The 23,017-nt window shown below is 37.5% G+C and carries 24 protein-coding genes; 18 read left to right on the top strand and 6 right to left on the bottom strand.

All coding sequences use genetic code 11. From position 1 onward, the window contains the following. Nucleotides 1–18 precede the first annotated feature (18 nt). From OSO01_RS14175 to OSO01_RS14165, 3 genes are all read left to right on the top strand, one after another. Nucleotides 19–984 carry an RNA polymerase sigma factor gene (locus tag OSO01_RS14175; RefSeq protein ID WP_147211102.1) on the top strand — a complete coding sequence of 322 codons (966 nt, stop codon included), beginning with the start codon at nt 19–21 and terminating at the stop codon, nt 982–984. A gap of 86 nt (nt 985–1,070) precedes the next feature. Further along, entirely contained in the window at nt 1,071–1,445 is a 375-nt protein-coding gene (locus OSO01_RS14170) for a VOC family protein (protein WP_147211101.1), read from the top strand. 100 nt (nt 1,446–1,545) lie between these two features. Continuing rightward, nucleotides 1,546–2,079: a GNAT family N-acetyltransferase gene (locus tag OSO01_RS14165; RefSeq protein WP_147211279.1), complete on the top strand. Its 534-nt coding sequence runs from the start codon at nt 1,546–1,548 to the stop codon at nt 2,077–2,079. Between the two features lie 52 nt (nt 2,080–2,131). Here OSO01_RS14165 and OSO01_RS14160 read toward each other — a convergent pair whose 3' ends face one another. After that, nucleotides 2,132–2,770, bottom strand: coding sequence for an RIO1 family regulatory kinase/ATPase (locus OSO01_RS14160; RefSeq protein ID WP_147211100.1), 639 nt, complete (start codon nt 2,768–2,770; stop codon nt 2,132–2,134). Beyond that, nucleotides 2,770–2,895, bottom strand: a complete 126-nt coding sequence (locus OSO01_RS23945; protein ID WP_281289855.1) for a hypothetical protein — start codon at nt 2,893–2,895, stop codon at nt 2,770–2,772. Before OSO01_RS23945 ends, OSO01_RS14160 begins: the two co-directional genes overlap by 1 nt. 455 nt (nt 2,896–3,350) lie before the next feature. Between OSO01_RS23945 and OSO01_RS23415 the strand changes: the two genes are divergently transcribed. The 4 genes from OSO01_RS23415 to OSO01_RS14150 all read left to right on the top strand — a co-directional run bounded on the left by OSO01_RS23415 (nt 3,351) and on the right by OSO01_RS14150 (nt 6,420). Beyond that, entirely contained in the window at nt 3,351–3,497 is a 147-nt protein-coding gene (locus tag OSO01_RS23415) for a hypothetical protein (RefSeq protein WP_156985618.1), read from the top strand. 124 nt (nt 3,498–3,621) lie between these two features. After that, complete coding sequence (locus OSO01_RS14155; protein WP_147211099.1) at nt 3,622–5,556, top strand: aconitate hydratase; 1,935 nt, start codon at nt 3,622–3,624, stop codon at nt 5,554–5,556. Nucleotides 5,557–5,570: 14 nt separating this feature from the next. Further along, on the top strand, nt 5,571–5,738 hold the full coding sequence (locus tag OSO01_RS23410; RefSeq protein WP_175637143.1) for a hypothetical protein: 168 nt from the start codon (nt 5,571–5,573) through the stop codon (nt 5,736–5,738). Nucleotides 5,739–5,919: 181 nt separating this feature from the next. Beyond that, the gene (locus tag OSO01_RS14150) at nt 5,920–6,420 is read left to right on the top strand and encodes a GNAT family N-acetyltransferase (RefSeq protein WP_147211098.1); all 501 of its coding nucleotides are present in this window, start codon (nt 5,920–5,922) and stop codon (nt 6,418–6,420) included. Between the two features lie 303 nt (nt 6,421–6,723). On the opposite strand, the gene OSO01_RS14145 is transcribed toward OSO01_RS14150, so the two are convergent. Then, nucleotides 6,724–7,467, bottom strand: coding sequence for an SDR family NAD(P)-dependent oxidoreductase (locus OSO01_RS14145; RefSeq protein WP_147211097.1), 744 nt, complete (start codon nt 7,465–7,467; stop codon nt 6,724–6,726). A gap of 260 nt (nt 7,468–7,727) precedes the next feature. Between OSO01_RS14145 and OSO01_RS14140 the strand changes: the two genes are divergently transcribed. From OSO01_RS14140 to nikC, 11 genes are all read left to right on the top strand, one after another. Next, the gene (locus tag OSO01_RS14140) at nt 7,728–8,633 is read left to right on the top strand and encodes a DMT family transporter (protein WP_147211096.1); all 906 of its coding nucleotides are present in this window, start codon (nt 7,728–7,730) and stop codon (nt 8,631–8,633) included. A 61-nt stretch (nt 8,634–8,694) separates the two neighbouring features. Next, entirely contained in the window at nt 8,695–9,525 is an 831-nt protein-coding gene (locus OSO01_RS14135; protein ID WP_246145170.1) for an SAM-dependent methyltransferase, read from the top strand. A 165-nt stretch (nt 9,526–9,690) separates the two neighbouring features. Beyond that, nucleotides 9,691–10,665 (top strand): LacI family DNA-binding transcriptional regulator, encoded by a 975-nt coding sequence (locus OSO01_RS14130; RefSeq protein WP_147211094.1) that lies wholly within the window; start codon nt 9,691–9,693, stop codon nt 10,663–10,665. Between the two features lie 13 nt (nt 10,666–10,678). After that, entirely contained in the window at nt 10,679–11,566 is an 888-nt protein-coding gene (gene rbsK / locus OSO01_RS14125) for a ribokinase (protein ID WP_147211093.1), read from the top strand. A gap of 156 nt (nt 11,567–11,722) precedes the next feature. Next, entirely contained in the window at nt 11,723–12,643 is a 921-nt protein-coding gene (gene rihC / locus OSO01_RS14120; RefSeq protein ID WP_147211092.1) for a ribonucleoside hydrolase RihC, read from the top strand. A 30-nt stretch (nt 12,644–12,673) separates the two neighbouring features. Then, nucleotides 12,674–14,095 (top strand): C4-dicarboxylate transporter DcuC, encoded by a 1,422-nt coding sequence (dcuC, locus tag OSO01_RS14115; RefSeq protein WP_147211091.1) that lies wholly within the window; start codon nt 12,674–12,676, stop codon nt 14,093–14,095. Between the two features lie 350 nt (nt 14,096–14,445). Then, entirely contained in the window at nt 14,446–15,462 is a 1,017-nt protein-coding gene (locus tag OSO01_RS14110; RefSeq protein WP_147211090.1) for an ABC transporter ATP-binding protein, read from the top strand. Then, nucleotides 15,437–16,405, top strand: a complete 969-nt coding sequence (locus tag OSO01_RS14105) for an ABC transporter ATP-binding protein (protein WP_147211089.1) — start codon at nt 15,437–15,439, stop codon at nt 16,403–16,405. The genes OSO01_RS14110 and OSO01_RS14105 overlap by 26 nt, the downstream gene beginning before the upstream one ends. Nucleotides 16,406–16,456: 51 nt before the next feature. Further along, nucleotides 16,457–18,133 (top strand): ABC transporter substrate-binding protein, encoded by a 1,677-nt coding sequence (locus OSO01_RS14100; RefSeq protein WP_147211088.1) that lies wholly within the window; start codon nt 16,457–16,459, stop codon nt 18,131–18,133. 191 nt (nt 18,134–18,324) lie between these two features. Then, nucleotides 18,325–19,326 carry an ABC transporter permease gene (locus OSO01_RS14095; protein WP_147211087.1) on the top strand — a complete coding sequence of 334 codons (1,002 nt, stop codon included), beginning with the start codon at nt 18,325–18,327 and terminating at the stop codon, nt 19,324–19,326. Between the two features lie 12 nt (nt 19,327–19,338). After that, on the top strand, nt 19,339–20,274 hold the full coding sequence (nikC, locus tag OSO01_RS14090) for a nickel transporter permease (RefSeq protein WP_147211086.1): 936 nt from the start codon (nt 19,339–19,341) through the stop codon (nt 20,272–20,274). A gap of 164 nt (nt 20,275–20,438) precedes the next feature. Here nikC and OSO01_RS14085 read toward each other — a convergent pair whose 3' ends face one another. From OSO01_RS14085 to OSO01_RS14075, 3 genes are read right to left on the bottom strand one after another with little or no spacing between them, the layout of a single operon-like run. Next, complete coding sequence (locus OSO01_RS14085) at nt 20,439–21,410, bottom strand: DUF4097 family beta strand repeat-containing protein (protein ID WP_147211085.1); 972 nt, start codon at nt 21,408–21,410, stop codon at nt 20,439–20,441. Further along, nucleotides 21,407–21,964, bottom strand: coding sequence for a DUF1700 domain-containing protein (locus OSO01_RS14080; protein ID WP_147211084.1), 558 nt, complete (start codon nt 21,962–21,964; stop codon nt 21,407–21,409). Before OSO01_RS14080 ends, OSO01_RS14085 begins: the two co-directional genes overlap by 4 nt. Then, nucleotides 21,957–22,277, bottom strand: coding sequence for a PadR family transcriptional regulator (locus OSO01_RS14075; protein WP_147211083.1), 321 nt, complete (start codon nt 22,275–22,277; stop codon nt 21,957–21,959). The genes OSO01_RS14080 and OSO01_RS14075 overlap by 8 nt, the downstream gene beginning before the upstream one ends. Nucleotides 22,278–23,017: the final 740 nt, after the last annotated feature.

The raw sequence follows: 23,017 nt of genomic DNA, 5'->3' as shown, positions 1-23,017 counted from the left end.
AGCAGGGGGGGTTAATAGATGTCGATTGATAATCTTAATGGTTTAAGCAATAATTTAAGAAAAATTGAAAGAGAATTTAAACAGATAATAGAACCTTATCGCACCGATTTGTGGAGATATTGTTTAAATTTAACGCAATCACCATGGGATGCTGAGGATCTGGTTCAAGAGACACTATTAAAGTCTCTGTCGGTGCTGGCAAAATTATTTCAGTCCGTAGATACAAAAGCTTATTTATTTAAAATCGCTACAAATTTATGGATTGATCAGAAAAGAAAACAGAAGCATATTGATTTACCTTATAATGATTTGCTGTTTCAAGATATAAGTGCAACAGAATCATTTCAGCTTATGGAAAACCTTAGTGAATTAGTGAGTCACTTGACTCCAACTCAATATATAGCACTTGTTCTAACGGAGGCTTTTCAGTTTAAAGGAAAAGAAGCTGCAGAGATTATGTCCACCTCTGAATCTGCTGTATATACAAACATAAGCAGAGCACGACAGACTTTACGTGACATTTCAAATCCAGAAATAGCTGCTGCTTCCAAAAGAACAAAGCCGATTAATAATATTTCTCCAACAGCTGCTGTGGAATTATTACTGAAGGGCTTTAGAAATAAAAATCCAGAATTAATTGCCTCCCTCATGGATGAAAATGTCATCACGGATATTACCCATTCAGGGTTGGAATATGGTAAAGATGAAGTGGAGAAGAATTCATTAAAAGATTGGGCTGAAATTGTTCAGAAACAACATGAAATTGTTTCGGATTATATTGAGTTATGGGGACGTCCAGTTATTATAGAGTTAGAAAGAAAACTAGATACGCATCTTTATCTTAATAACATTCATTATGTGGAAATGAATAATGATAAGATTACTTATTGGAAGTTTTATTGTTTTTCGTGGGATATGATGCAATTAGCAGCTAAAGAACTGGATGTAAAATTGAATGCAGCATATTTTTATCATATTTTTTAAAAGAAAAACAAATTTGGCTGTAAGGTTTTCACTCTCAAAAACGTTATATAAGCTGAAGGAATTTTAAAATAAAGAGGAGTGAAAATATGAGCAGTCCAATAATGAATAAAATGAACACGATTTTTGTACATGTCAGTGATTTGGAGAGGTCAGTAAAATGGTATGCAGAATTACTTGGTCAGGAGTATGATTTAACTGCTGTAGAAAGACCGGTATATAATATCAAAATTGCTGATCATACCGGTTTAACTTTGGATGCTGGTCCGGAGGGGATTACAAAAAGGCAATCGTCCAGTACGTATCCAATATTCAATTTCCATACAGATAATATTGAGGAGTCCTACGCCTATGTAAAAGAGTCAGGATATGATGTTGAATCAGAAATTACCCGCCTTGATGATTTTTCATTTTTTACAATTTGTGATCCAGACAGGAATATTATTATGATTTGTACTGGCTAATTTTTTGAGATGTAAAGCTTTACTATCAGCTATTTAGCTTAGGGAAAGCTGAAGTGATATAAGAAAAGGAGCTGTTTCAGCAGTGAGAAAAAATGAGGTGATGAATGAAACTCCCAATATGAACCTTAATACGGAACGAATCTTTTTAAGACCAGTCATTGCCGAAGATATGAAAGAGTTTTACGAAATAGTGAAGAAAGACAGTGTAGGAAAATGGCTTGGTATAGGAAAAGGCATGTCGTTGGAAGAAACAGAGCAGTACGTGAGTAAAATTATAAAACATTGGAATCAATATGATTTTGGCGTATGGGCGGCAGTAAATAAATCCAGTGGGAAAATAATGGGACATTGCGGCTTAAGGTATATTGATGATACAGAGGATATAGAGATTATATACCTGCTTGATCCTGGTTTTTGGGGGATGGGATATGCTTCAGAAGCAGCGGACAGTGTAATTAAATATGCATTTCAATCGCTTAAAATTGAAAAGCTGACTGCACGTGTAAGGATAAATAATATGAAATCAAAGAAGGTAATAGAAAAATTGGGATTTCAATTTATCGACGATAAGCATTATAACAATCGTAAGCTATCTTACTTTGAATTGTTTCAGGAGAATTTGATTAAATACTAGTAAAAGGTAAATGATTTTGAATTTCTAAAGTGTTAAAAAGGAAAAGAGCCGGCTATCTCACTCTTTTCCTTGTTTTAATAGGTAAATACTTATATAACCGGTATAATTTTGACACAGCGTACATAGCCCATTTGGGGATTTTTTTCGGGAAAAATGGATGTTGATAATACCGTATATATCCGCTTTTTAGGTCCTCCCATTGGGTACACATTTTCTTTTGTGAAAAGCGTGCTACATCAATAATACGTACTTTATCTTCCTTTGTAAGGATAAGATTATGCAGATGAATATCTGAAGGATTTAATCCTGCTGCTTTTGCAAATTCTAATCCATTGTCAACATGTTCAATATAGTGTGGCTTTAATGGGATTCCTTCTGCCAGGCATTCAAAGAATGTCTTTCCTTCAATAAAATCCATAACCAAGTAATTGGTTCCTGCTTCATATACAGTGGGATAATAAGGATTCCCATTTAAACTTTCGTAGTTTTGTTTTTCTTGAATTGCTGTTTTTTCAAAAGTCGGGTAAAAAATTTTAATCACTCTATTTTCATTTTTTATTTTGAATACAGCAGCACTTCTTCCTGTTCCATGTAACTTTAAGTCATCGTGATGTCTGAGTACTTTTATACGTCCATTTCTTTTAGCAAATAAAACAGTGGATGCTAAATCATTGTATCTGGACTGATTCATTATTTCTTAAAACTGCCTTTTCTTTTTGCTAACTCTTTTTTGATGACAGGAAGGGCATGTTTTTGTGCCTGCTTAATTCCTTCTTTTACCATTTTAGATTTTAGAAGCTTTGTTAGTCTTGACATCTCTTTTCCTCCTTGAAGTAAGTGTGGCAAAAGCTAACAAAAAAGACCTTTGCCCACATAATTTGGACAAAGGTCTCGCAAGCAACGAAATGAAACTGCTGCCAGCAGTGCCGAGGATTTCTCCTGTAATGACGACAGCTGCTATTATGCTACTCCCCTTTGGGATTTATTTCAAATTTAATATTTTAATTTATTATATAGGGCTAGTACGATAAGTGCAAATTTTAAAGTAATAAAATTTCTGATGAAGAATATTCCTCCCATTTTAATGATGAAATAGAATAATGTGAATGCCGAGGTTATATTCATCATTTTCTGTGTTTTCTTGAGGAGAAGACACGTATAAAAGACACTGAAAGGAACGGTGAAGCGCGCTGGAAAAATGGTTTTTTATTTGCTCTGACAGGCTTTGTAATGATGTTTATTGTCAGCTTTATTCTTGGAGGGGAACCTTATTGGATCAATATTATTGGTTTTGGGACAGGTGGATTTATTTACGGAGTATTTATTCATCCAATGATGGAGAGGAAAATGAAGTATTGTCGTACTTTAAAGAGCGTGAAGACAAGAATGATAAAATGATTATTCTATGTATAAAATAGCTTTGTCAAAAAAAATGGATTGCTCTTAACACAATAATATACAGTTTAACTTCATTTGATATGTGTAATAAATACTATATAAGCATATTCTAATCAGGACAGTATATTTTAAGGAGGAAGCAACATGCAGCTTAATGCAGCTCAAAAATTAATTCATGATCATTTGCTGTCAGGAGAGATGAAGGCCGGAGAAGAAATTGGAATAAAGATTGATCAGACATTAACGCAGGATGCTACAGGTACGATGGTGATGCTGGAGCTGGAAGCAATGGGAATTGATCGGGTGAAAACAGAGGCTTCTGCACAATATGTAGATCATAACTTGATTCAGGAAGATTTTCGTAATGCGGATGACCATTTGTTTTTAAGAAGTGCAGCACAGAAATTCGGGATTTACTACAGCAGGCCGGGGAACGGAGTCAGTCATCCTGTTCATATGCAGCAGCTGGCACGCCCCGGGAAAACCTTATTAGGGTCAGATAGTCATACATGTGCGAACGGCTGTATGGGAATGCTGGCAATTGGTGCAGGTGGAATTGATGTGACAATGGCGATGACAGGAGAACCTTATTATGTAAAAATGCCCCGTATTATGGGGGTAGAGCTTACAGGGAAGCTTCCAGACTGGGTCAGCGCTAAAGATGTCATTTTAGAAATGCTGCACCGTCATGGCGTAAAAGGCGGAGTCGGCAGGATAGTTGAATATTATGGACCGGGTATCAAAGAATTATCTGCTATGGATCGGCATGTTATTGCCAATATGGGTGCTGAGCTTGGGGCGACTGCAACCGTATTTCCTTCTGATAAAGAAGTGAAGCGTTTTCTGAAAACACAGGGACGTGAAGATCAATGGGTAGAATTAAAAGCGGATAACGGAGCGACATATGATGAACATGAAAAAATTGATTTATCTGCGCTGGAACCATTGATTGCAAAACCATCAAGTCCGGGTAATGTTGTACCAGTTACAGAAGTTGCAGGAGAAGCTATATATCAGTCTTATATCGGCTCCTCGGCCAACCCGGGATACCGCGATTTCGCGATTGCCAGTGAAATTGTTAAAGGGAAGCAGGCTGCTAACGGGATTTCTTTTGATATTAATCCAACCTCCCGTCAGTTGCTGGAGCAGCTTGTAGAGAATGGACATATTGCAAATCTTTTGTCCGCTGGAGCCCGGATGCATCAGGCAGGCTGTAATGGCTGTATTGGAATGGGTCAGGCTCCGGCTACAGGACGAAACAGTTTACGTACAACACCAAGAAACTTCCCGGGCCGATCCGGTACAAGAGAAGACAGTGTCTTCCTATGCAGCCCGGAGACAGCAGCCGCTTCTGCATTAACAGGTGTTATTACAGATCCAAGGACATTAGATATTTCTTATCCGAAAATAAAAGAGCCAACTACCTTTTCAACAAAAGGAATGCTGGAAGCACCACCGGAAGATAACAGTCAAATCAAATTGGAAAAAGGACCGAATATCACCGCTATACCAGATTTTCAGCCAATTGAAGATAACTTCGACTTGCCTATTTTATTAAAAATGCAGGATAATATTTCAACAGATGAGATTCTTGCCGGCGGTTCCCGAGTATTACCATTTCGCAGTAATATTCAAAGAATCAGTACTTTTGCGTTTGAGATTATTGATGAGGATTATTACGAAAAGGCCATGAAAAAACGTGATGATGGCGGCCATATGGTGGTAGCAGGCTTTAATTACGGACAAGGATCAAGCCGGGAGCATGCAGCGCTCGCACCACGTTACCTCGGATTAAAGGTTGTACTTGTGAAAGATTTTGCCCGTATTCATCTGCAGAATTTGATCAACTTCGGTATTTTACCGTTAACGTTTGTGAATGAGGAAGACTATGATCTGCTCCATCCGGAGGATATACTTGAATTTCGTCATATCCATCAAACAATTCAAAATCAGCGTACATTTGATATAAAACTGAAAGGAACAGATCGCACGATTACCGTCCAGCATGACCTTACCAAACGGCATCTTGAAATCCTGCTGGCCGGCGGGATTATAAATTGGATTAAAGAAAAACAATAGAAAGGAAGTCAGCTATGGGATCTCAGAAACACGCCTGTAAAGCTTGTGACGGGACTGGGTTATTAATGGACGACGAACAGTGGCACTATACATGTACCGTTTGTCATGGTGACGGGTTTGTTGCCGCTGTAGAAAAGACGGAAAAGCTGCAGGTAGATGAAAACCACAGAGTAATTGATTAATTTGAAGCGGCCGGAGCAGTGCTGTTCGTTTTTACAGTGCTTCTTAATCCGGCTGCTTTTATTATGTTTAAAATAAAAATTTTAAATCCTATCGACAGGAATCTGCTCTTGTGAAATAATATATAAAAAATCCCGTGGTCATATATATTGGTGTGGCACATAGAGAGAGGATGCTGTTTTGATGATACATATTGCTTCGCTGCAAATGGAGGATGAGGATAAGCTGTATGCATTTGAATCAAATAACAGAAATTACTTTGAAAAATTTGTTCCTTCCCGGGGCGATGATTATTATCAAAAGGATTATTTTCGTGACAGGCTTAAAGAATTACTGAAAGAACAAGCTGATAAGCAATCTTATTTTTATTTAATTAAAGATACCAATGGAGAAATTTTAGGAAGAATAAATTTAACAGATATTGATTATTCTTTGAAGAGCGGTTTTTTAGGATATAGAGTAGGAGAAGCTTATACAGGAAAAGGAGTCGCAGGACAGGCATTAGAGCTTCTTAAAAAAGAAGCAAAGATGCTGAAATTGAAGGAAATCAAAGCGCAGACAACTGCTGATAATATAGCTTCTCAAAAAGTATTGAAAAAAAGGGGTTTTGAAGAAATAAGCAGAGAAGAAACTACTTATGAAGGGAAGCATCTCACTTTTGTATACTATCAGGCTGACTTATAATTTAGAAGACAGCTTTAGATCTTAATAAAATTTTAGCAAGTGTTAGAACAGAAAGAAAGACATTCTATGGGATATTAGTAGCACATGAAATATCTATTTAGCGGGTTCAGAATAGATCTGCTATATTCTCCAACCAGTACCTGAAGCGGTAGTGGTTTTTTATTTTTAAAAAGTCTTGAATGAAATTCAGAATAAGCATATCCTCTTTTAATAATTATCTATCCCATTTAGAGACTTGAAATAGAGAGGTGATTTATCAGCCTCTCTATTTTCTTGCATGATGGAAAATATATAAGCTTCTAATTAAACATCCGTACCTAAAGTAAGCCCGCCGTCCACCACAATTTCTGCGCCGTTACAATAAGCACTCTCGTCAGAAGCAAGAAAAGCAGCTACTTGAGCTATATCATTAGCTTGGCCCAGTCTCCTTAATGGAATGGCATCAGCTTCATTGATATTCAGATTACTGCCGCTCACCATATTTGTTTGAATAACACCTGGATGGATAGAATTCACTCTAATCCCTTTTGGACCTAATTCGATTGCAGCAGATTTAGAAAGGTTGGAAACAGCTGCTTTTGATGCTGCATAAGCAGCTGCGTCGTTGATTGGCGCAAAAGCAGAGATGGATACATTATTAACAATAGACCCTTTTTGCTGTTTTTCCATGTAAGGTGCGACTGCCTTTATTCCCATAAAAACACCGAGCTGATTCACATTGATTAACTGTTGAAAATCTTCCACAGATGTATCTAACAAAGGTTTTTTAATGAAAATACCGGCATTATTAATAAGTACATCTATTTTATTATAAGCTTCGATAATAGATTGGACAGCAGCAGTCCAATCAGCTTCGTTTGTCACATCCAATTGGACAGGAAGACTTTGATTCTTTCCGATTTCTGCGGAGAGTGCTTCAGCATCCTCAAAACTTCTGGCTCCTACTGCAACTTTTGCACCGAGTGAAGCGAAGTGTTTAGCAATACCTTTCCCTTGTCCGCGATTTGCTCCGGTTATTAGTACGACTTGATCTTTTAAATTTGGCATAATTTCTCCTTTGGTCTCAATTATTTTCAATTAGAATTTACCATAGTTTGTCTGTTTGTAAAATTTAATTGCTTTACTAAGGAGAGAATGGAAGGATGGACTCTTTTATGAATTGAATAGATGTCAAAAATGCATTCAGCATGCTATTATTATTTGGTAATGATCTTATTTATATTATTAATGTAAGAGGTGATTTTGAAATAGAAATGCTTGACCTCTTCTTAACAAAACAGAACGCAATCTCAGAGGAGGGGTAATAATTGAAACAGGGAACCATTAATCTACTATTAGTTATCACAATTATCTGCATATCCTTATCGGCAATACTTGTGAAATTATCGGATGCACCTTCTACCATCATGGTAATGTATCGGATGTTTTTAGCATGCGTATTAATTTTTCCTATGGTTTTTAAATATCGAAAATCATTTTTAAAGATAAATAGAAAAGAGTGGATAGCCATTGTATTTGCCGGAATTTTTCTGGCTGGCCATTTTGGATTATGGTTCGAGTCGTTAAATCATACGTCAGTGGCAAGCTCTACTTTGATTTTAGCGCTACAGCCTGCAATTGCTTTAATTGGAGGTCTGATTTTCTTTAAAGAAAAATTAGATATACGTATTGTAATAGCAATGGGAATTGCTTTTATAGGTGTCGTTGTTGTTGGGGGAGGCAGCTTAGGCAGCGGCAGTTCAGCTTTGCTGGGAAATATTTTATCCTTCCTGGCTGTTGTTTCTGTGGTACTTTATTTAATGATTGGTCAACGAAATGTAAAATCAATTAATCACTGGGTATACAGCTTTTTAGTATTTCTGGTAGCAGGGATTACGGTTGCTGTGTTTAATCTTATTGGCGGAATAGCTTTTACAGGTTATACTTCAAATGATTGGCTGGTCTTTATCATGCTAGCTATTTTCCCGACCGGGGCACATATTATTTTTAACTTGCTGTTAAACTATGTAAATACAACAACAGTTTCTATGAGTACATTGGGAGAACCGGTTGGTGCATCTATCCTGGCTGTTATTCTTTTACATGAGATGCTTACTCATGTAGAGATGATAGGCGGCGTGCTGATTATTACCGGGATATTTTATTTCCTGCGGCTGCAGGCTGGATCGAAACAGCCTGTACCAAAGGAATCGGATAGAATATACAATGAGTAAGAGGGTGGACATTATTTTAGTTCATCCTTTTCTAATAATAAAAGACTGGAGGAGTATATCATTGAAAGAAAATAATTTAAAAAAAGCAAGGAAAATCATTGAAAAATACGATATATACAAAAATGATCCAATCCAGGAAATCCAATTGGCTCACCGGATCCATCTAGTGGAAGCTTTTGATATTAAAGAGGGGATGCATGTGCTGGAAATAGGATGCGGGCAAGGGGACACAACGTTGGTACTTGCAGATGCTGTCGGGGAAAGCGGAAGAGTAACAGCCATTGATATCGCAAGTAAGGAGTATGGAGCGCCATTAACTTTGGAAGAGGCGGCCAATCGAATAATGCGAACTTCACTTGGGGATAGAATTTCTTTTCATTTTGAAACGGACTTTTTAGCCTTCGAGGAAGAAACAGCCTTTGCCTTTGACGCAGTCGTTTTATCGCATGCTTCCTGGTACTTTGAAAATGAACAGACTCTTATTGATTATATTGATAAAGTAAAGGAGATAGCGAATCAAATCTGCTTTGCAGAATGGGATTTGGATTATACAAGAAGCGGGCAACGGGCACATTTTTTAGCGGCATCATTATTAGCACTTCACAGCAGTCAAATCGGAAATGGTGGAAATATTCAATGCCTGTTTGGAAAAAGACAAGTGAAAGGAATTCTGGAGAACACAGGATTTCAAATAACCAGGGAGACCATTATTGATGCGGCATACCTTCAGGATGGAGGCTGGGAAATCAACGAAGCAAATGATATCCGGACTGATTTTGATCAAAATGGAGAAGCATATCAATCTCTTATAAATATTTATTATCATTTAATGAATCATCAGCAAGAGGAAGCAAAATCATTGGATAGCTTTGTTATCTGTGCGAAGCGGTAAGAAATTAGCTGTAATGGATGTATATACTTCATAAAATATTAAAAAGAAAAATCATTGACAATGAAATGAAATCGTTTTACAATATTGTGTAACGGGTTACATAAATCCGTTTTAAATTTATAATTGTATGTAACGGGTTACATAAATAATAGAAGGAGGAATGTTATGGCGACTATCCGAGAGGTTGCAAAGCTTGCCGGCGTATCTGTTGCTACTGTTTCCCGTGTGATGAATAAAAATGGATATATCAATGAAAAAACAAAAGAAAAAGTAGAAGCTGCAATTAAAGAATTAGATTATCGGCCAAATGATGTAGCCAGGACTCTTTTTAAGGGGACGTCTAAAATGATTGCATTATTTGTACCGGATATTATGAACCCCTTCTTTCCTGAGCTGGCTCGGGCGGTAGAGGATACTGCAAATAAGTCGGGTTATACTTTTATTCTTTGTAATACAGACAACAACCGGGAAAAGGAAATGAAATATCTGTATGCCCTTCTGCAAAAAACAATTGGCGGTGTGGTAATGGTTTCAAGCTCTATTCCTTTAGAAACGCTAAATAAAGTAAACGTTCCAATTGTTGCTTTAGACAGGGAAATTGTGGATATGATTTCTGTTACGGTGAATAACCGGACAGGTGCAATAGAAGCAGTAAGGCATCTGCAGGAGTCAGGCTGTAAAAGGATTGCACATATAAGTGGTCCGGAAGATACAACAAGTGCAGTAGAACGTAAAAAAGGTTATTTGGAAGCAGTGGAACAAGAGAATTGGTTTTCAGAAGATTTTATTACCTCGGGAGAATATACCTTTGAGGGCGCCTATCAGGCAGTAAAGGAATTAATAAAAAAACACCCTGAAATTGATGGCATTTTTGCTGCGAATGATTTAATGGGGGTGGGCGTCTTAAAGGCTGCTGAAGCTTTGAACCTGCGTGTTCCAGAAGATTTATCTGTTATTGGATTTGATGGAATTGAATTAGGGAAAATTACAACACCGGCACTGACAACGATGGGGCAGCCCATTTATGAAATTGGACAGCGGGCTGCTGAAATAATTATTGACCGGATGGAAAATAAGCAGAAGGAAGTTACTTCTGAACAATACACTGTTCAATTAATCAAAAGACAATCAACAAAGTAAGGGAATGAATTGTATGAAAAAAAATCCAAGAGTCTGTGTTGTCGGAAGTATCAATATGGATATGGTAACAACAACGGATAAAGTGCCTGAACAGGGTGAAACGGTTCTTGGTGAGTCGTTTACAACTTACCCCGGCGGTAAGGGAGCAAATCAGGCAATTGCAGCAGCCAGACTGGGAGCTGAGGTTGTCATGGTTGGAGCTGTTGGTGATGATGCATTCGGAAAAAGCCTGAAAGAAAGATTTCGTAATGAAGGCGCTAATGATGAAGCAATTATAACCGTTTCTCATGAATCAACAGGTGTAGCAACCATTATTCTTTCTGATGGTGATAATCGAATTATTGTTGCTCCAGGCGCAAATAAATATGTAACACCGGAAATGGTGAAAGATAAACAGGAAATTATTCTTTCCTGCGATATCATATTAATGCAATTTGAGATACCGATGGAAACGATTGAATATACGGTAGAACTTGCATATAAGCATGGTATTCCTGTTGTTATTAATCCGGCCCCATATAACAAGGTTATGAAGAAAGTTGTAGAAAAAGCAACGTTTATTACACCGAATGAATCAGAGCATTCGGCAATGAAGCAATCCATAGATACTTTATCTATAAAAAAGAAGATTATAGAGACAAAAGGAGAGCACGGTGTTGCCTTCACCTTACCGGATGGGGAAGAGAAGACAATTTCTTCTTTTCAGGCAAAGGTAAAGGATACTACTGGAGCAGGAGATACCTTTAACGGAGCCTTTGTAACGGAATATGCAAAAGAAAAAGATATAGAGAAAGCAATTGAATTTGCGAATGCCGCAGCCTCTTTAGCTGTAGAGAAAATGGGAGCTCAGGAAGGAATGCCGACAAGAGCAGAGGTTATCAAAAGAATAAAGAGTCAATAAAGCAGCAAGGTTTTCTCTCAGGTAAGAACAGTAATTATACAGAAGAAAGATGCAGGCATCTGTTAAGCCGGGAGAGAAGATGTCCTGCTTATTATAAAAAAATATTTTTAAAGCATTGAACAAAATTCAACATAGAAAAATATTGGAGGAATTGTCATGAATAAGAAACCAGTTATTATTGATACAGATCCAGGAATTGATGATGCAGTTGCGCTGGGAATTGCTTTATACAGTGAAGAACTCGATGTCCGCTTAATTACAACGGTAAATGGAAACGTCAGCTTAGAAAAAGTTACGTATAACATGCTCCGATTAATGAAATTCTTTGATAAGCAGGTTCCTATTGCCAAAGGTGCTGCAATACCATTAATCGTTGATCCAGTTGATGCCAGTGATATTCATGGAGAGACAGGCATGGATGGTTATGATTTTGAAGAAGCAGATGAAAGCCTTCTTTTAGATGAACATGCTGTAACTGCGATGAAGAGAGAGATTCTAACAAGCGATGAACCAGTGACACTTGTACCGATTGGTCCATTAACAAATATTGCATTGTTATTTAGAACTTATCCGGAAGTGAAGCAGAACATTAAGGAAATTGTCATGATGGGAGGATCAACAGGCAGAGGGAATTCCTCGGTAATGGCTGAATTTAATATTTATGCAGATCCAGAAGCTGCTAAAATCGTTTTTGCAAGCGGTGTCCCTATTGCTATGGCTGGATTGGATGTTGGTCTAAAAGCACTTGTTTATCCGGAAGACAGCGAAGTTTTAAAAGATATGAATAAGACAGGAAATATGATTTATCATTTGTTTAAAAAATACCGGGGTGGAAGCTTCAATCATGGTTTGAAAATGTATGACAGCTGTGCAGTTGCTTATTTGCTAAAACCGGAGCTGTTTGAAGTAGCACATTCCTATGTCGATGTTGAATTAGATGGTGCTTTAACAAAAGGAACAACCGTTGTTGATTTAAAAGGAAAAATGAATAAAACGCCAAATGTAAACGTTTGTGTTGATATTGATGCGAAAGAATTTAAAAAATGGTTTATGGAAAGCATTCAAAAATGTAATTAAGCATTAACCATTCTTCGGAGGGAAGACATCATGTTAGATAATCTTATTATGTACGGTTCCGCTATTTTAGCTGTTGTCGTTATTGTCTATATGCTGATCAAGAAAATGGATATTAAAATTGCCTTATTTTTAATGGGAATTGTTCTGCTTTTGATTAGTTTAGCAATGGGAAAAGATATTGTATTTCAGGACTTTCAGTCTACCGGCTCAGCCCTGCTCGATCCATTACAGGTAATTGTTGAACAGTTCAAAGCAACACTGAGCTCAGCTGGATTAATTATTCTTATTCTTGGAGGATATACCGCTTATATGTCTTCCATTGGTGCAAATGATTTAACCGTTCAAGTATTGACAAAACCTATTAATAAAGTAAAATCGGTTTATTTTCTAGTTCCACTTACATTTTTGCTTGGAAACGTTTTATCTTTGGTTATTCCAAGTGCGTCGACTTTAGCAATTCTGCTTCTTGCAACCTTGTATCCTGTATTAAAACAAGCGGGGATGTCTACATTAAGTATTGGTGCTGTTATTGCCACCTCAGCAACGATCGTACCGACACCGCTGGGCAGTGATAACGTTGCTATTGCAGAGGAACTTGCTAAATATCCTATGTTTAATGATATGACAGTAACACAATATGTATTTAGCTATCACGCGCTTGTATCGATTCCTACCATTTTATTTATCGCGTTAGTTCACTATTTCTGGCAAAAACGAATGGATAAAAAAATGACGGCAGCGGAGTCAGAGGAACAGGTGGAATTAAAAGATATTGAAAAGGTAGAGGGTAGTAAACTTTATAAAACAGTTTATTCGATTCTTCCAGTATTTCCGATTATTATTTTACTCGTTTCTTTTATTGTTGAAATGACAACCTCAGCTACGATAGCTGTTAATGTAGAAATTGCTGTGTTAATTTCATTTATCCTGGCAATTGTCTGTGAATTGATTCGTCATCGTAAGGCGAAAGAGGTCTTTGCGAGCACAGAGAAATTCTTTACAGGAATGGGTAATATGCTCCCAGTTGTAGCATTACTGGTTGCTGCTTCTGTCTTTGTTGCAGGTTTACAATCGATTGGTTTGATTGACACATTGCAGGAAACAATGCAAAGCACACATGGCGAAGGAAACGGATTTATTCTGCCGCTTATTTTAGTAGCTGTCACAGCGTTAATAGTCCTGTTGAGCGGGAGCGGCATTGCCTTATTCTTTGCAATGGTTCCGCTGGTTGTACCACTTGCCGAGGCAGCAGGTATCAGCCCAATTGCTATCAGTGTTCCAATGGGAATGGCAGGGAACTTATTCCGGGCCGTATCCCCTGTAGCTGCTGTTATCTTAATTGTAGCTGGAACGTTAAAATTAAATCCAATTCATATTATTAAGCGTACTTCTGTACCGATGATATCAGGTGTTGTGTTTATGTTTGTGCTATCTATGATTCTTTTCTTGTAAAAGGATAAAATGAAGTTTGCTTCTATTAGAGTTTTACGAACGTTTATCTATGATGAAATTTTAAAAGGCTGTTCCTGATTGCCAGGGGCAGCTTTTTTTATGTATGAAAATTAATTTTAAATAATAATGATTATTCCGAAAATATATATTTAGATGAAAAAAATAGCAATATACGAATGTTTAAGTATATCTTCCATATTATAACTTAGGACAACTTTTGTTAAATAGATTCATAATATTTATTGATTAAAAATTTAGAATGTTATGTACTGTGGCGTGGATTTTAAGATCAGCTATTATTACTTTTCTTAGAATTTATTAATTCAAAGAATAAAACAGGGGGAGTATGAATGTCAGAGATAGTCTTGGAATTAAAAGAGTTACATACACATTTTTTTACTGATAATGGAGAAATACCTGCAGCAAATGGTGTAAGCATTAAGGTACACAAAGGAGAGGTAGTAGGTATTGTTGGAGAATCAGGAAGTGGAAAAAGTGTTACTTCTCTTTCCATTATGCAGCTCATTCCCAGCCCGCCGGGAAGAATTGTGAGTGGTGAAATAAATTTCAAGGGAGAAAATCTTGTAAGATCTTCTGAAAAGCGGATGAAAAAATTACGGGGAAATGAAATATCAATGATATTCCAAGAGCCGATGACATCGCTAAACCCGTTGTTTACCATTGGAAATCAGCTGATCGAAGCAATTCGTATTCATCAAAAAATAACGAAAAAAGAATCAAGGCAAAAAGCAATTAAGATGTTGAAACTTGTTGGAATCCCCAGAGCTGATGCGATCGTGGATGAATACCCGCATCAGCTTTCGGGCGGTATGAGACAAAGAGTCATGATTGCGATGGCGATGTCCTGTGATCCAGAGTTATTGATTGCAGATGAACCAACCACGGCACTGGATGTTACAATCCAGGCACAAATATTGGATTTAATGCGGAATTTAAATAAAAAAGAAAATACGGCTATCTTGCTGATTACACATGATTTGGGAGTAGTTGCAGAGATATGTGACAGGGTTGTTGTCATGTACGCCGGGCAGGTAGTAGAACAGGGGACAACCAGAGAAATATTAAAAAATCCACAGCATCCTTATTCTCAAGGATTGATTAAGTCGTTACCTAAGATTCATGAAAGAGAGCAAAAACTGTATTCCATACCCGGGATAGTTCCGAAACCGAAAACAGGAGGGATTGGATGCAATTTTGCTCCAAGATGCGAATTTGCCTTTGAACGCTGTTTTCATGAAGCTCCAGAGCTTTACTCTTTGGAAGATAATCGAAAAAGTAGGTGCTTTTTACATGATAACAACGAAGGGGAGGTAAAAAAACATGCAAAATCCGATATTGAAAGTTGAGGGTCTGAAGAAATATTATGATATCAAAGGTGGACCACTCGGAATAAAAGTCGGTGAGGTAAAGGCGGTAGACGATGTATCATTTTCAGTCATGGAAGGAGAGATTCTGGGGATTGTAGGTGAATCAGGGTGTGGTAAATCTACTACCGGAAAGTCTATTTTGCGCCTGGTGGAACCCACAGAAGGCAAAGTTGTATTTAACGATAAAGATATTACGAATTTAAATAATAATGAAATGCGTAAATTGAGAAGAGATATGCAAATTATATTTCAGGACCCCTATGCTTCTCTGAACCCCAGACATACAGTAGAAAAAATAATTGGTGAACCGTTGTTAGTGCATGGTATGAAATCTGCTAAAGAACGGATTGAAAGAATCCGGGAGCTATTAGAGGTTGTTGGTCTCAGTCCTTATCATGCAAAAAGATATCCACATCAATTCAGCGGAGGTCAGAGACAGCGGATTGGAATTGCCCGGGCACTTGCCAATAATCCCAAATTAGTTATATGTGACGAGCCGGTTTCCGCATTGGATGTATCTATTCAATCGCAAATACTTAATTTAATGGAAAAATTGAAGGATGAATTTAATTTAACGTATATCTTTATTGCACATGACCTAAGTGTGGTTAAGCACATTAGTGATCGAATCGGTGTGATGTATTTAGGAAGAATGGTTGAGCTGACAAATAAAGACAGCCTCTATGATAATCCAAAACATCCTTATACGCAGGCCTTGCTTTCCGCTGTCCCGCTGCCAGACCCTGATTTGCGGAGAGATAGGATTATTTTGAAGGGGGATGTGCCAAGTCCTGCTAATCCTCCATCTGGCTGCGCCTTTCATACAAGATGTCCTTACGCTTCAGATATTTGCAAGGAAGTAAGACCTGAATTTAAATCTGTGGAAGATAATCATTTTGTTGCCTGTCATTTATATGGATAAGCAGGCTGACAGAATATTATTTTTATAAACTAAAAATGAGGGGGAATAGGAATGAGGTTGAAATATTCACTTTTTATTGCACTGCTGTTTGCTGTTTTATTGGTGCTGGCTGCATGTACAGGAGATGGCGGACAAAAAGGAGAGGATACCGCAGAAAATGAAGATCCGGCTGCAGAGGGCGACGAAGGAACAGAAGCTGAAGGTGCAGAAGGAGATCAGGTGTTGATATTTGCTCGAGGAGGGGATTCGGAAAGTCTTGATCCGGCGAGTACAACGGATGGAGAATCCTCTCGTATTACAAAGCAAATTTATGAAAGTCTTTTGGAGTTTGACAAGGATTCCTTTGAGATTATGCCGGGACTTGCCCATGACTGGGAGGTTGCTGATGATGGGTTAAGTTATACCTTCTATTTGGAAGAAGGTGTCACCTTCCATGATGGAACTGATTTTAATGCAGAAGCTGTAAAGATTAACTTTGAACGCTGGGCAGATCCTGAACATGCATATGCCTTTGCGGATGATGGCTATGTTTATTCCATGTATGGAACGATGTTTGGAGGATTTAAGGGGGATGAGAATCATGTCATTGAAGAGATTAATGTAGTCAATGATCATGAAATCGAATTTATATTGAGTCAACCTTTAGGGTTTTTCCTGCAAAATATGGCTATGACCTATTTCCCGATTACTTCACCTGCCGCATTAGAGGAATATGGTGCCGCAATTAATGAAAATCCTGTTGGAACAGGACCGTTTAAATTTGTCAGCTGGAGCAAAGACGACTCTATTGTACTGGATAAATTTGAGGATTATCGTAAGGACGGACTTCCTAAATTAGATCGAGTTGTATTTGAAGTAATTCCGGACAATGCTGCCCGCCTGATTGCTCTCCGGTCTGGAGAAATTGATATTATGGATGGGTTAAATCCTGATGATGCAGCAAGTGTAGAAGCGGAGGAAGGTCTGGAACTGTATGAACGGGAGGAAAATAATATTGGATATGTAGGATTTAATGTCCAAAAAGAGCCGTTCGATAATAAGGATTTAAGGCATGCAGTCAGTCATGCCATTGATAAAGAAGCTATTGCAAATGCATTATATGCTGGATATGCGACACCTGCTTCTGTTCCGCTTCCTCCTAGTTATATGGGTTATAACGATGAAGTAGAGAGTCTGGAGTATGATCCGGAAAAAGCTAGTGAATTATTGGCAGAAGCTGGCTATGAAGAAGGTTTGGAAATCGAATTATGGACCATGCCTGTAGCAAGACCATACATGCCAGATCCAGAAACAGTCTCAGAGATTATCCAGAATAATCTTGAGCAAATTGGTATAACAGTTACGATTGTCAGAGAAGAATGGGCTCCGTATTTGGAAAAAACGATGAACGGGGATCATCAAATGTATATGCTCGGCTGGTCAGGAACGAACGGGGATCCTGATTACTTCCTTAGCAGCTTATTGCATGGTGATAATGTAGGAAGCAGTAACAGGGAATTTTATGCCAATGATGAAGTGGATGGGCTTTTAAACCAAGCGAAATTATCTATAGACCAGGATGAGCGGGCTTCTTTTTATCAGCAGGCGCAGGAAATTATTGCAGACGATGCGCCAATGGTTCCTTTAGTACATTCCAGACCGGTGCTTGCGACAACAAATGCTGTAGAAAACTATGTACCGCATCCATCGACAAGCGAATCTTTAGCAGAAGTAGAACTGGTTGACTAATTAATAGAAATAAATAAAGGAGTCCCTTTTTCTACTGGAAATCTATCCTTCTCTTAAAAATCAGCTGATAAGTGCAATAATGATTTCTTTGATTCTTCAAGAGGAGGGATGCAGGACTTTTAGTAAGGGGCCTCCATTTCTTTACTCTCGGAAAGAACTAAAACTACGTAAAGTAGAATAGAGGTGAAATCATGGTTTCCTATATTATCCGACGATTATTGATGATGGTTCCCGTTCTGATTGGTATGACATTAATCACCTTTTCCATTGTTCATTTGATACCTGGAAATCCGGCCCAAGTCATCTTGGGAGAAACTGCCAATCAAACAGCAATAGAAAATCTGGAAGAAAGTATGGGGCTCAATGAACCTTATCTGAATCAATATGGATTATATGTAAAAGATCTGCTGCAAGGGGATCTGGGAACTTCCTTGCGTTCCAATGCAGAAATATCTGCTGAAATTTGGCCTTATATTGCTGCTACGTTTGAATTAACGATTTTTGCGATGCTTTTTGCAGTATTTATAGGTGTTAATGCAGGAATTATCAGTGCCTGGAAGCAAAATTCCTGGTTCGACTTTCTTGCGATGCTTTTTGCTTTAATTGGTGTTTCCATACCTGTTTTTTGGCTGGCGTTGATGGAACAATGGATTTTTGCTCAGGAGCTTGGATGGTTTCCGGCATATGGCAGGCAGGACAACAGAGATCCGATGGCGCCGATTACTTATTTTTATGTACTTGATTCACTGATTCATTTGGACTTTTCCAGAACAGGTACGATACTGAAGCATTTAGTTCTTCCAAGTATTGCATTGGGTACAATTCCAATGGCTATTATTGCCAGAATGACAAGGTCTAGTATGCTGGAGGTTATGAAATCAGATTATATTCGTACAGTACGTGCAAAAGGTTCAGGGCAATTTCTTATTATATACAAACATGCATTAAAAAATGCAATGATTCCGGTGTTGACTGTTATCGGTCTGCAGGCAGGAGTCTTATTAGGCGGTGCCATTTTAACTGAAACAATTTTTAGCTGGCCGGGGATAGGAAGATATGTATTTGAAGCAATAAATTATCGGGATTATCCAGTTATTCAGTCTGGCATTTTAGTTGTTGCATTTATTTTTGTTATTATCAATCTTGTTGTAGATATTCTATATAAAATCATTGATCCAAGGATTAATTATTAAGGGGGAGCTGTGATGAAACGACATGAGAGAAAACCGAAAGACACTGAGCAGCCACTAACGAACCCCATAAATAGAGAAGAGCCGGCAGATGAGGAGCAGTTAGAGGCGATATCTTCCTGGAGAGATACCTTTCGGCGCTTGAGAAAAAATCGTTTTGCTGTGGCCGGCCTGATTATTATTATTTTCTTCCTTATACTTGGACTTGTTGCACCGCTTCTTACATCATATTCATTTCAAGAACAAAATCTGGCCAATCGCCTCCAGCCTCCTTCTGGTGAGCATTGGATGGGAACTGACGATTTAGGAAGAGATATATTTACCAGAATAGCTTATGGAGCAAGAGTCTCGTTGCAGGTTGGTTTTTTTGCTGTTACAGGTGCTTTGGTATTCGGGACATTGCTTGGGATTATCGCAGGCTATTTTGGACGCTGGGTCGATATGATTATCTCCAGGGTATTTGATATACTTCTGGCTTTTCCAAGTATTTTACTAGCTATTGCAATTGTTGCGATTCTTGGGGCTTCCTTGCAGAATGCACTCATTGCAATTGCAATAATTAATATCCCGATCTTTGGAAGGATTGTTCGATCCAGAGTCATTAGCTTGCGGGAAGAAGAATATATTATGGCCGCCAGGGCGCAGGGAATGAAAAATGGCCGGATTATCTTCCGGCATATTTTACCCAATAGTATTACGCCAATTATTGTTCAGTCCACGCTTGGCTTTGGGACTGCCATACTAGAAGCAGCTGCACTTGGATTTCTTGGGCTTGGGGCACAGCCTCCAACACCAGAATGGGGACAAATGCTTGCTAGTTCCAGGGAATTTATTCAGCTGGCTCCATGGACATTGCTTATGCCGGGACTTTCTATCATGCTTGTTGTATTAGGATTTAATTTGATTGGTGACGGGTTACGGGATATTTTGGACCCTAAAATGAGAAATTGATACAGTTAATGTTTGCCGGGGAAAGACATGCCTTCACAACTTATAGAGTCTGCTGTACAGGAGAGGCTGGTCGGATAAATGTTTATAAAAAACCTCTAATCTGTTATTAAATTTTTTACACAGATTAGAGGTTTTTTAGAGCAGCAGATCAAATCATCTTTTGTCTATTCAATCGTAATTCCACCGTTACTTGTATGAGCTTTAATCAATGTCTCCCCATTTCCGTAAGTGATATCCCAATCCTTAGAATCAAATACGCGAATGGTTCCGTTATTTGTACGTAAATCAAAGGTTGCATTTTCAGGCTTTTTATTAGAAATAATAGTGATTTTTCCATTACTTGTTTCTAAATTCATTGGATAATCAAATCCTTTTGCCGCAATGGATACTGCTGCATTATTCGTTTTTGCTGTAATTTCCCCGGAAATATTCTGTAAATCAACCTTCCCATTTGTCGTTTCTACATTTACATTTCCTTGTATAGAATCCAAGGTCAGCTTTGCGTTATTTGTATTTGCTTTCACTTCGCCAATAATATTTTCTAAGGTGATTTTTCCATTTGAAGTTCTAACATTTGTATCTCCTTGTATATTATCCAATTCAATTTTTCCGTTGGATGATTGCAGATTGAATAAAGAAGTTTCTATATCTTCACCTTCAATTCGGCCATTACTTGTATGGAGCTGCAGTTCATCAACTTGCAGATGAACTGCAGCAATTTTTGTATTCGTTGTCTTCACTTTTATTTTATCTATTGTATCCTCAGGCACAAAAATTTTTAATGTAGCTTTGGAACGAAACAAAAAATCTAAATCGAAGAAAGAGAAGGAGGTTTCTTCGATTTGAATTGTTAATTTATCTCCATCAACTGAAGTAAGGATCTCTTGATCTTTAATCTTTTTTCCTGTTGCAGTATATTCTGCCCTGGGTTCTTCGCTGTTAGCTGCTTGAAGATGTATTTCTGTATTTTCAGCATCCACTTCAATTTCATTTATTTCATTAGCATTGATAGGAATAGATTCGGATTCTTCATAGAAAGCAGACTGCTTGTAAGATGAAAAAGTAGCAACCATGCCAATAATTCCGATAAGAAGCAGGAATATTGCTAAAATGATAATTCGTTTTCCATTTATCATGCTCGATCCTCTCCTTTTACCAAACGTACATTGAAAGCAATATACCTAGAAAATATGCGGATAGCTGCATTTGTAACATAATTGATTACGATAAAGATTAATAATCCTGATCCTGCCAGTGTAATGGAGGAAAATAGTTCAAATAGATAAAATGATTCAGGATGGATAATCCATTGAACACCTGCTATAAAAAGTTGTGCAACAAAAGAAAAAGCAATAACCCATATGCCCAAAATCGTCCCGGCAATACCGATAGAAGGGCCGAGGATAATAATAAGATTGAAGAAAAAGAGTCCAATGATTATACCTATTCTGGGAAATTGGTTTTGTTCAGAATGATTTACCGGCACTTTTTCATATTGTTGTGTGGACTGCAGGTCTTTCGCAATCTGTTGGGGAGAACCCAGCGAACGAACAATCTCTTCATCTGTTTTTCCTTCTGCCCGCCCCATTTCAAAATGCTCTTCAAAGTCTTGAGTAATCTCTTTTTGATCTTGTGATGATAAGTTTCTTAAGTAGTAGCGAAGTTCTTCTAAAAAATCTAATTTATTCATTATTCTCCTCCTTCATTAATGAATCAACGCCTCGCGTGAATTTCTCGTATTCTTCTTTAAGTTCCAGGAGGTAATCTTGCCCTTCATTTGTTAAATGATAATATTTTCTGCTCGGTCCTTCTGTGGACTCTCTAAGGTAAGTTGTGCAGTACCCCTGTTTCAATATTCGGCGTAATACTGGATAGACAGATCCTTCCGATATTTCGATTTTATCCGTAATACGTTTAATCAACTCATATCCATAGAAATCTTGTTTATCAAGCAATACTAATACACAGAGTTCAAGAACCCCTTTTTTTAATTGTGCAGACACTAAAGTCACCCTCTTTATAGGTTAGGTAATAAGCTGATTCATTTTACTATAGCATTTTGTTCAGTACTATTCAATAACAAGTAGTGGTGTTATTATTTTATGGCTTAATTTACCTCTATAGAAGTATGTGTTTAAAAAGTACAATGAAAGGAATTAAGAGTTTTAAGGAAGCGGAGAAGGAGTAACAGTTTTGATAAACTGAGTAATTGGAAATGTTTTAGATGGGGAAGTACCCGTGCCGCCAAAAACATTTGTGATAATTTTTACGTAGTTCATATGATATGAGCGATTTTAGTAGAAGGTCATTATCTTACCATGGCTATTTTATTGGATTTATTGACTCTTCTATAGAAGAAAGAAAAAGCTTAAAAGAAATAGACTATTATATTTAATGGGTGAAAGATAGCATGCAGGTATTTGCAGCTTAATTTTACTTCAATAGCGAACAAAGGTTTGATGCTGGAAGTTCAGGTGATTTTTACTTTATAATTTATGAGGCTAAAAGTTTAAATTTCTGAATTGAAATAACTATCAATAATAGAAAGGGGAGTCTTTTTTGAAAGAATAGTTTGATTATATTTTTTTGAGGATTTCCCCTTGCATCAATGATAAGGACATGCTATAGTATTAAAAGTCGATTGATTGCACAGGTGGTTGAGAGATTGATTGGAAAATTAACTTTTAAAAATTTATTGCATTGATTTAAGAGATGTGATAGTATATAAAAGTTCGTTTATAAT

It is taken from the genome of Oceanobacillus sojae, assembly GCF_007991515.1.
Classification (GTDB): Bacteria; Bacillota; Bacilli; order Bacillales; family Amphibacillaceae; genus Oceanobacillus; species Oceanobacillus sojae.
This window is presented reverse-complemented; position numbering and strand designations above follow the sequence as displayed.

What these genes read in the sequence shown, in the direction of transcription:
- OSO01_RS14175 (WP_147211102.1), top strand. Translation starts at nt 19, where the DNA reads ATGTCGATTGATAATCTTAATGGTTTAAGCAATAATTTAAGAAAAATT.
- OSO01_RS14170 (WP_147211101.1), top strand. Translation starts at nt 1,071, where the DNA reads ATGAGCAGTCCAATAATGAATAAAATGAACACGATTTTTGTACATGTC.
- OSO01_RS14165 (WP_147211279.1), top strand. Translation starts at nt 1,546, where the DNA reads ATGAATGAAACTCCCAATATGAACCTTAATACGGAACGAATCTTTTTA.
- OSO01_RS14160 (WP_147211100.1), bottom strand. Translation starts at nt 2,770, where the DNA reads ATGAATCAGTCCAGATACAATGATTTAGCATCCACTGTTTTATTTGCT.
- OSO01_RS23945 (WP_281289855.1), bottom strand. Translation starts at nt 2,895, where the DNA reads ATGTCAAGACTAACAAAGCTTCTAAAATCTAAAATGGTAAAAGAAGGA.
- OSO01_RS14155 (WP_147211099.1), top strand. Translation starts at nt 3,622, where the DNA reads ATGCAGCTTAATGCAGCTCAAAAATTAATTCATGATCATTTGCTGTCA.
- OSO01_RS23410 (WP_175637143.1), top strand. Translation starts at nt 5,571, where the DNA reads ATGGGATCTCAGAAACACGCCTGTAAAGCTTGTGACGGGACTGGGTTA.
- OSO01_RS14150 (WP_147211098.1), top strand. Translation starts at nt 5,920, where the DNA reads ATGATACATATTGCTTCGCTGCAAATGGAGGATGAGGATAAGCTGTAT.
- OSO01_RS14145 (WP_147211097.1), bottom strand. Translation starts at nt 7,467, where the DNA reads ATGCCAAATTTAAAAGATCAAGTCGTACTAATAACCGGAGCAAATCGC.
- OSO01_RS14130 (WP_147211094.1), top strand. Translation starts at nt 9,691, where the DNA reads ATGGCGACTATCCGAGAGGTTGCAAAGCTTGCCGGCGTATCTGTTGCT.
- rbsK (WP_147211093.1), top strand. Translation starts at nt 10,679, where the DNA reads ATGAAAAAAAATCCAAGAGTCTGTGTTGTCGGAAGTATCAATATGGAT.
- rihC (WP_147211092.1), top strand. Translation starts at nt 11,723, where the DNA reads ATGAATAAGAAACCAGTTATTATTGATACAGATCCAGGAATTGATGAT.
- dcuC (WP_147211091.1), top strand. Translation starts at nt 12,674, where the DNA reads ATGTTAGATAATCTTATTATGTACGGTTCCGCTATTTTAGCTGTTGTC.
- OSO01_RS14110 (WP_147211090.1), top strand. Translation starts at nt 14,446, where the DNA reads ATGTCAGAGATAGTCTTGGAATTAAAAGAGTTACATACACATTTTTTT.
- OSO01_RS14105 (WP_147211089.1), top strand. Translation starts at nt 15,437, where the DNA reads ATGCAAAATCCGATATTGAAAGTTGAGGGTCTGAAGAAATATTATGAT.
- OSO01_RS14100 (WP_147211088.1), top strand. Translation starts at nt 16,457, where the DNA reads ATGAGGTTGAAATATTCACTTTTTATTGCACTGCTGTTTGCTGTTTTA.
- OSO01_RS14095 (WP_147211087.1), top strand. Translation starts at nt 18,325, where the DNA reads ATGGTTTCCTATATTATCCGACGATTATTGATGATGGTTCCCGTTCTG.
- nikC (WP_147211086.1), top strand. Translation starts at nt 19,339, where the DNA reads ATGAAACGACATGAGAGAAAACCGAAAGACACTGAGCAGCCACTAACG.
- OSO01_RS14085 (WP_147211085.1), bottom strand. Translation starts at nt 21,410, where the DNA reads ATGATAAATGGAAAACGAATTATCATTTTAGCAATATTCCTGCTTCTT.
- OSO01_RS14080 (WP_147211084.1), bottom strand. Translation starts at nt 21,964, where the DNA reads ATGAATAAATTAGATTTTTTAGAAGAACTTCGCTACTACTTAAGAAAC.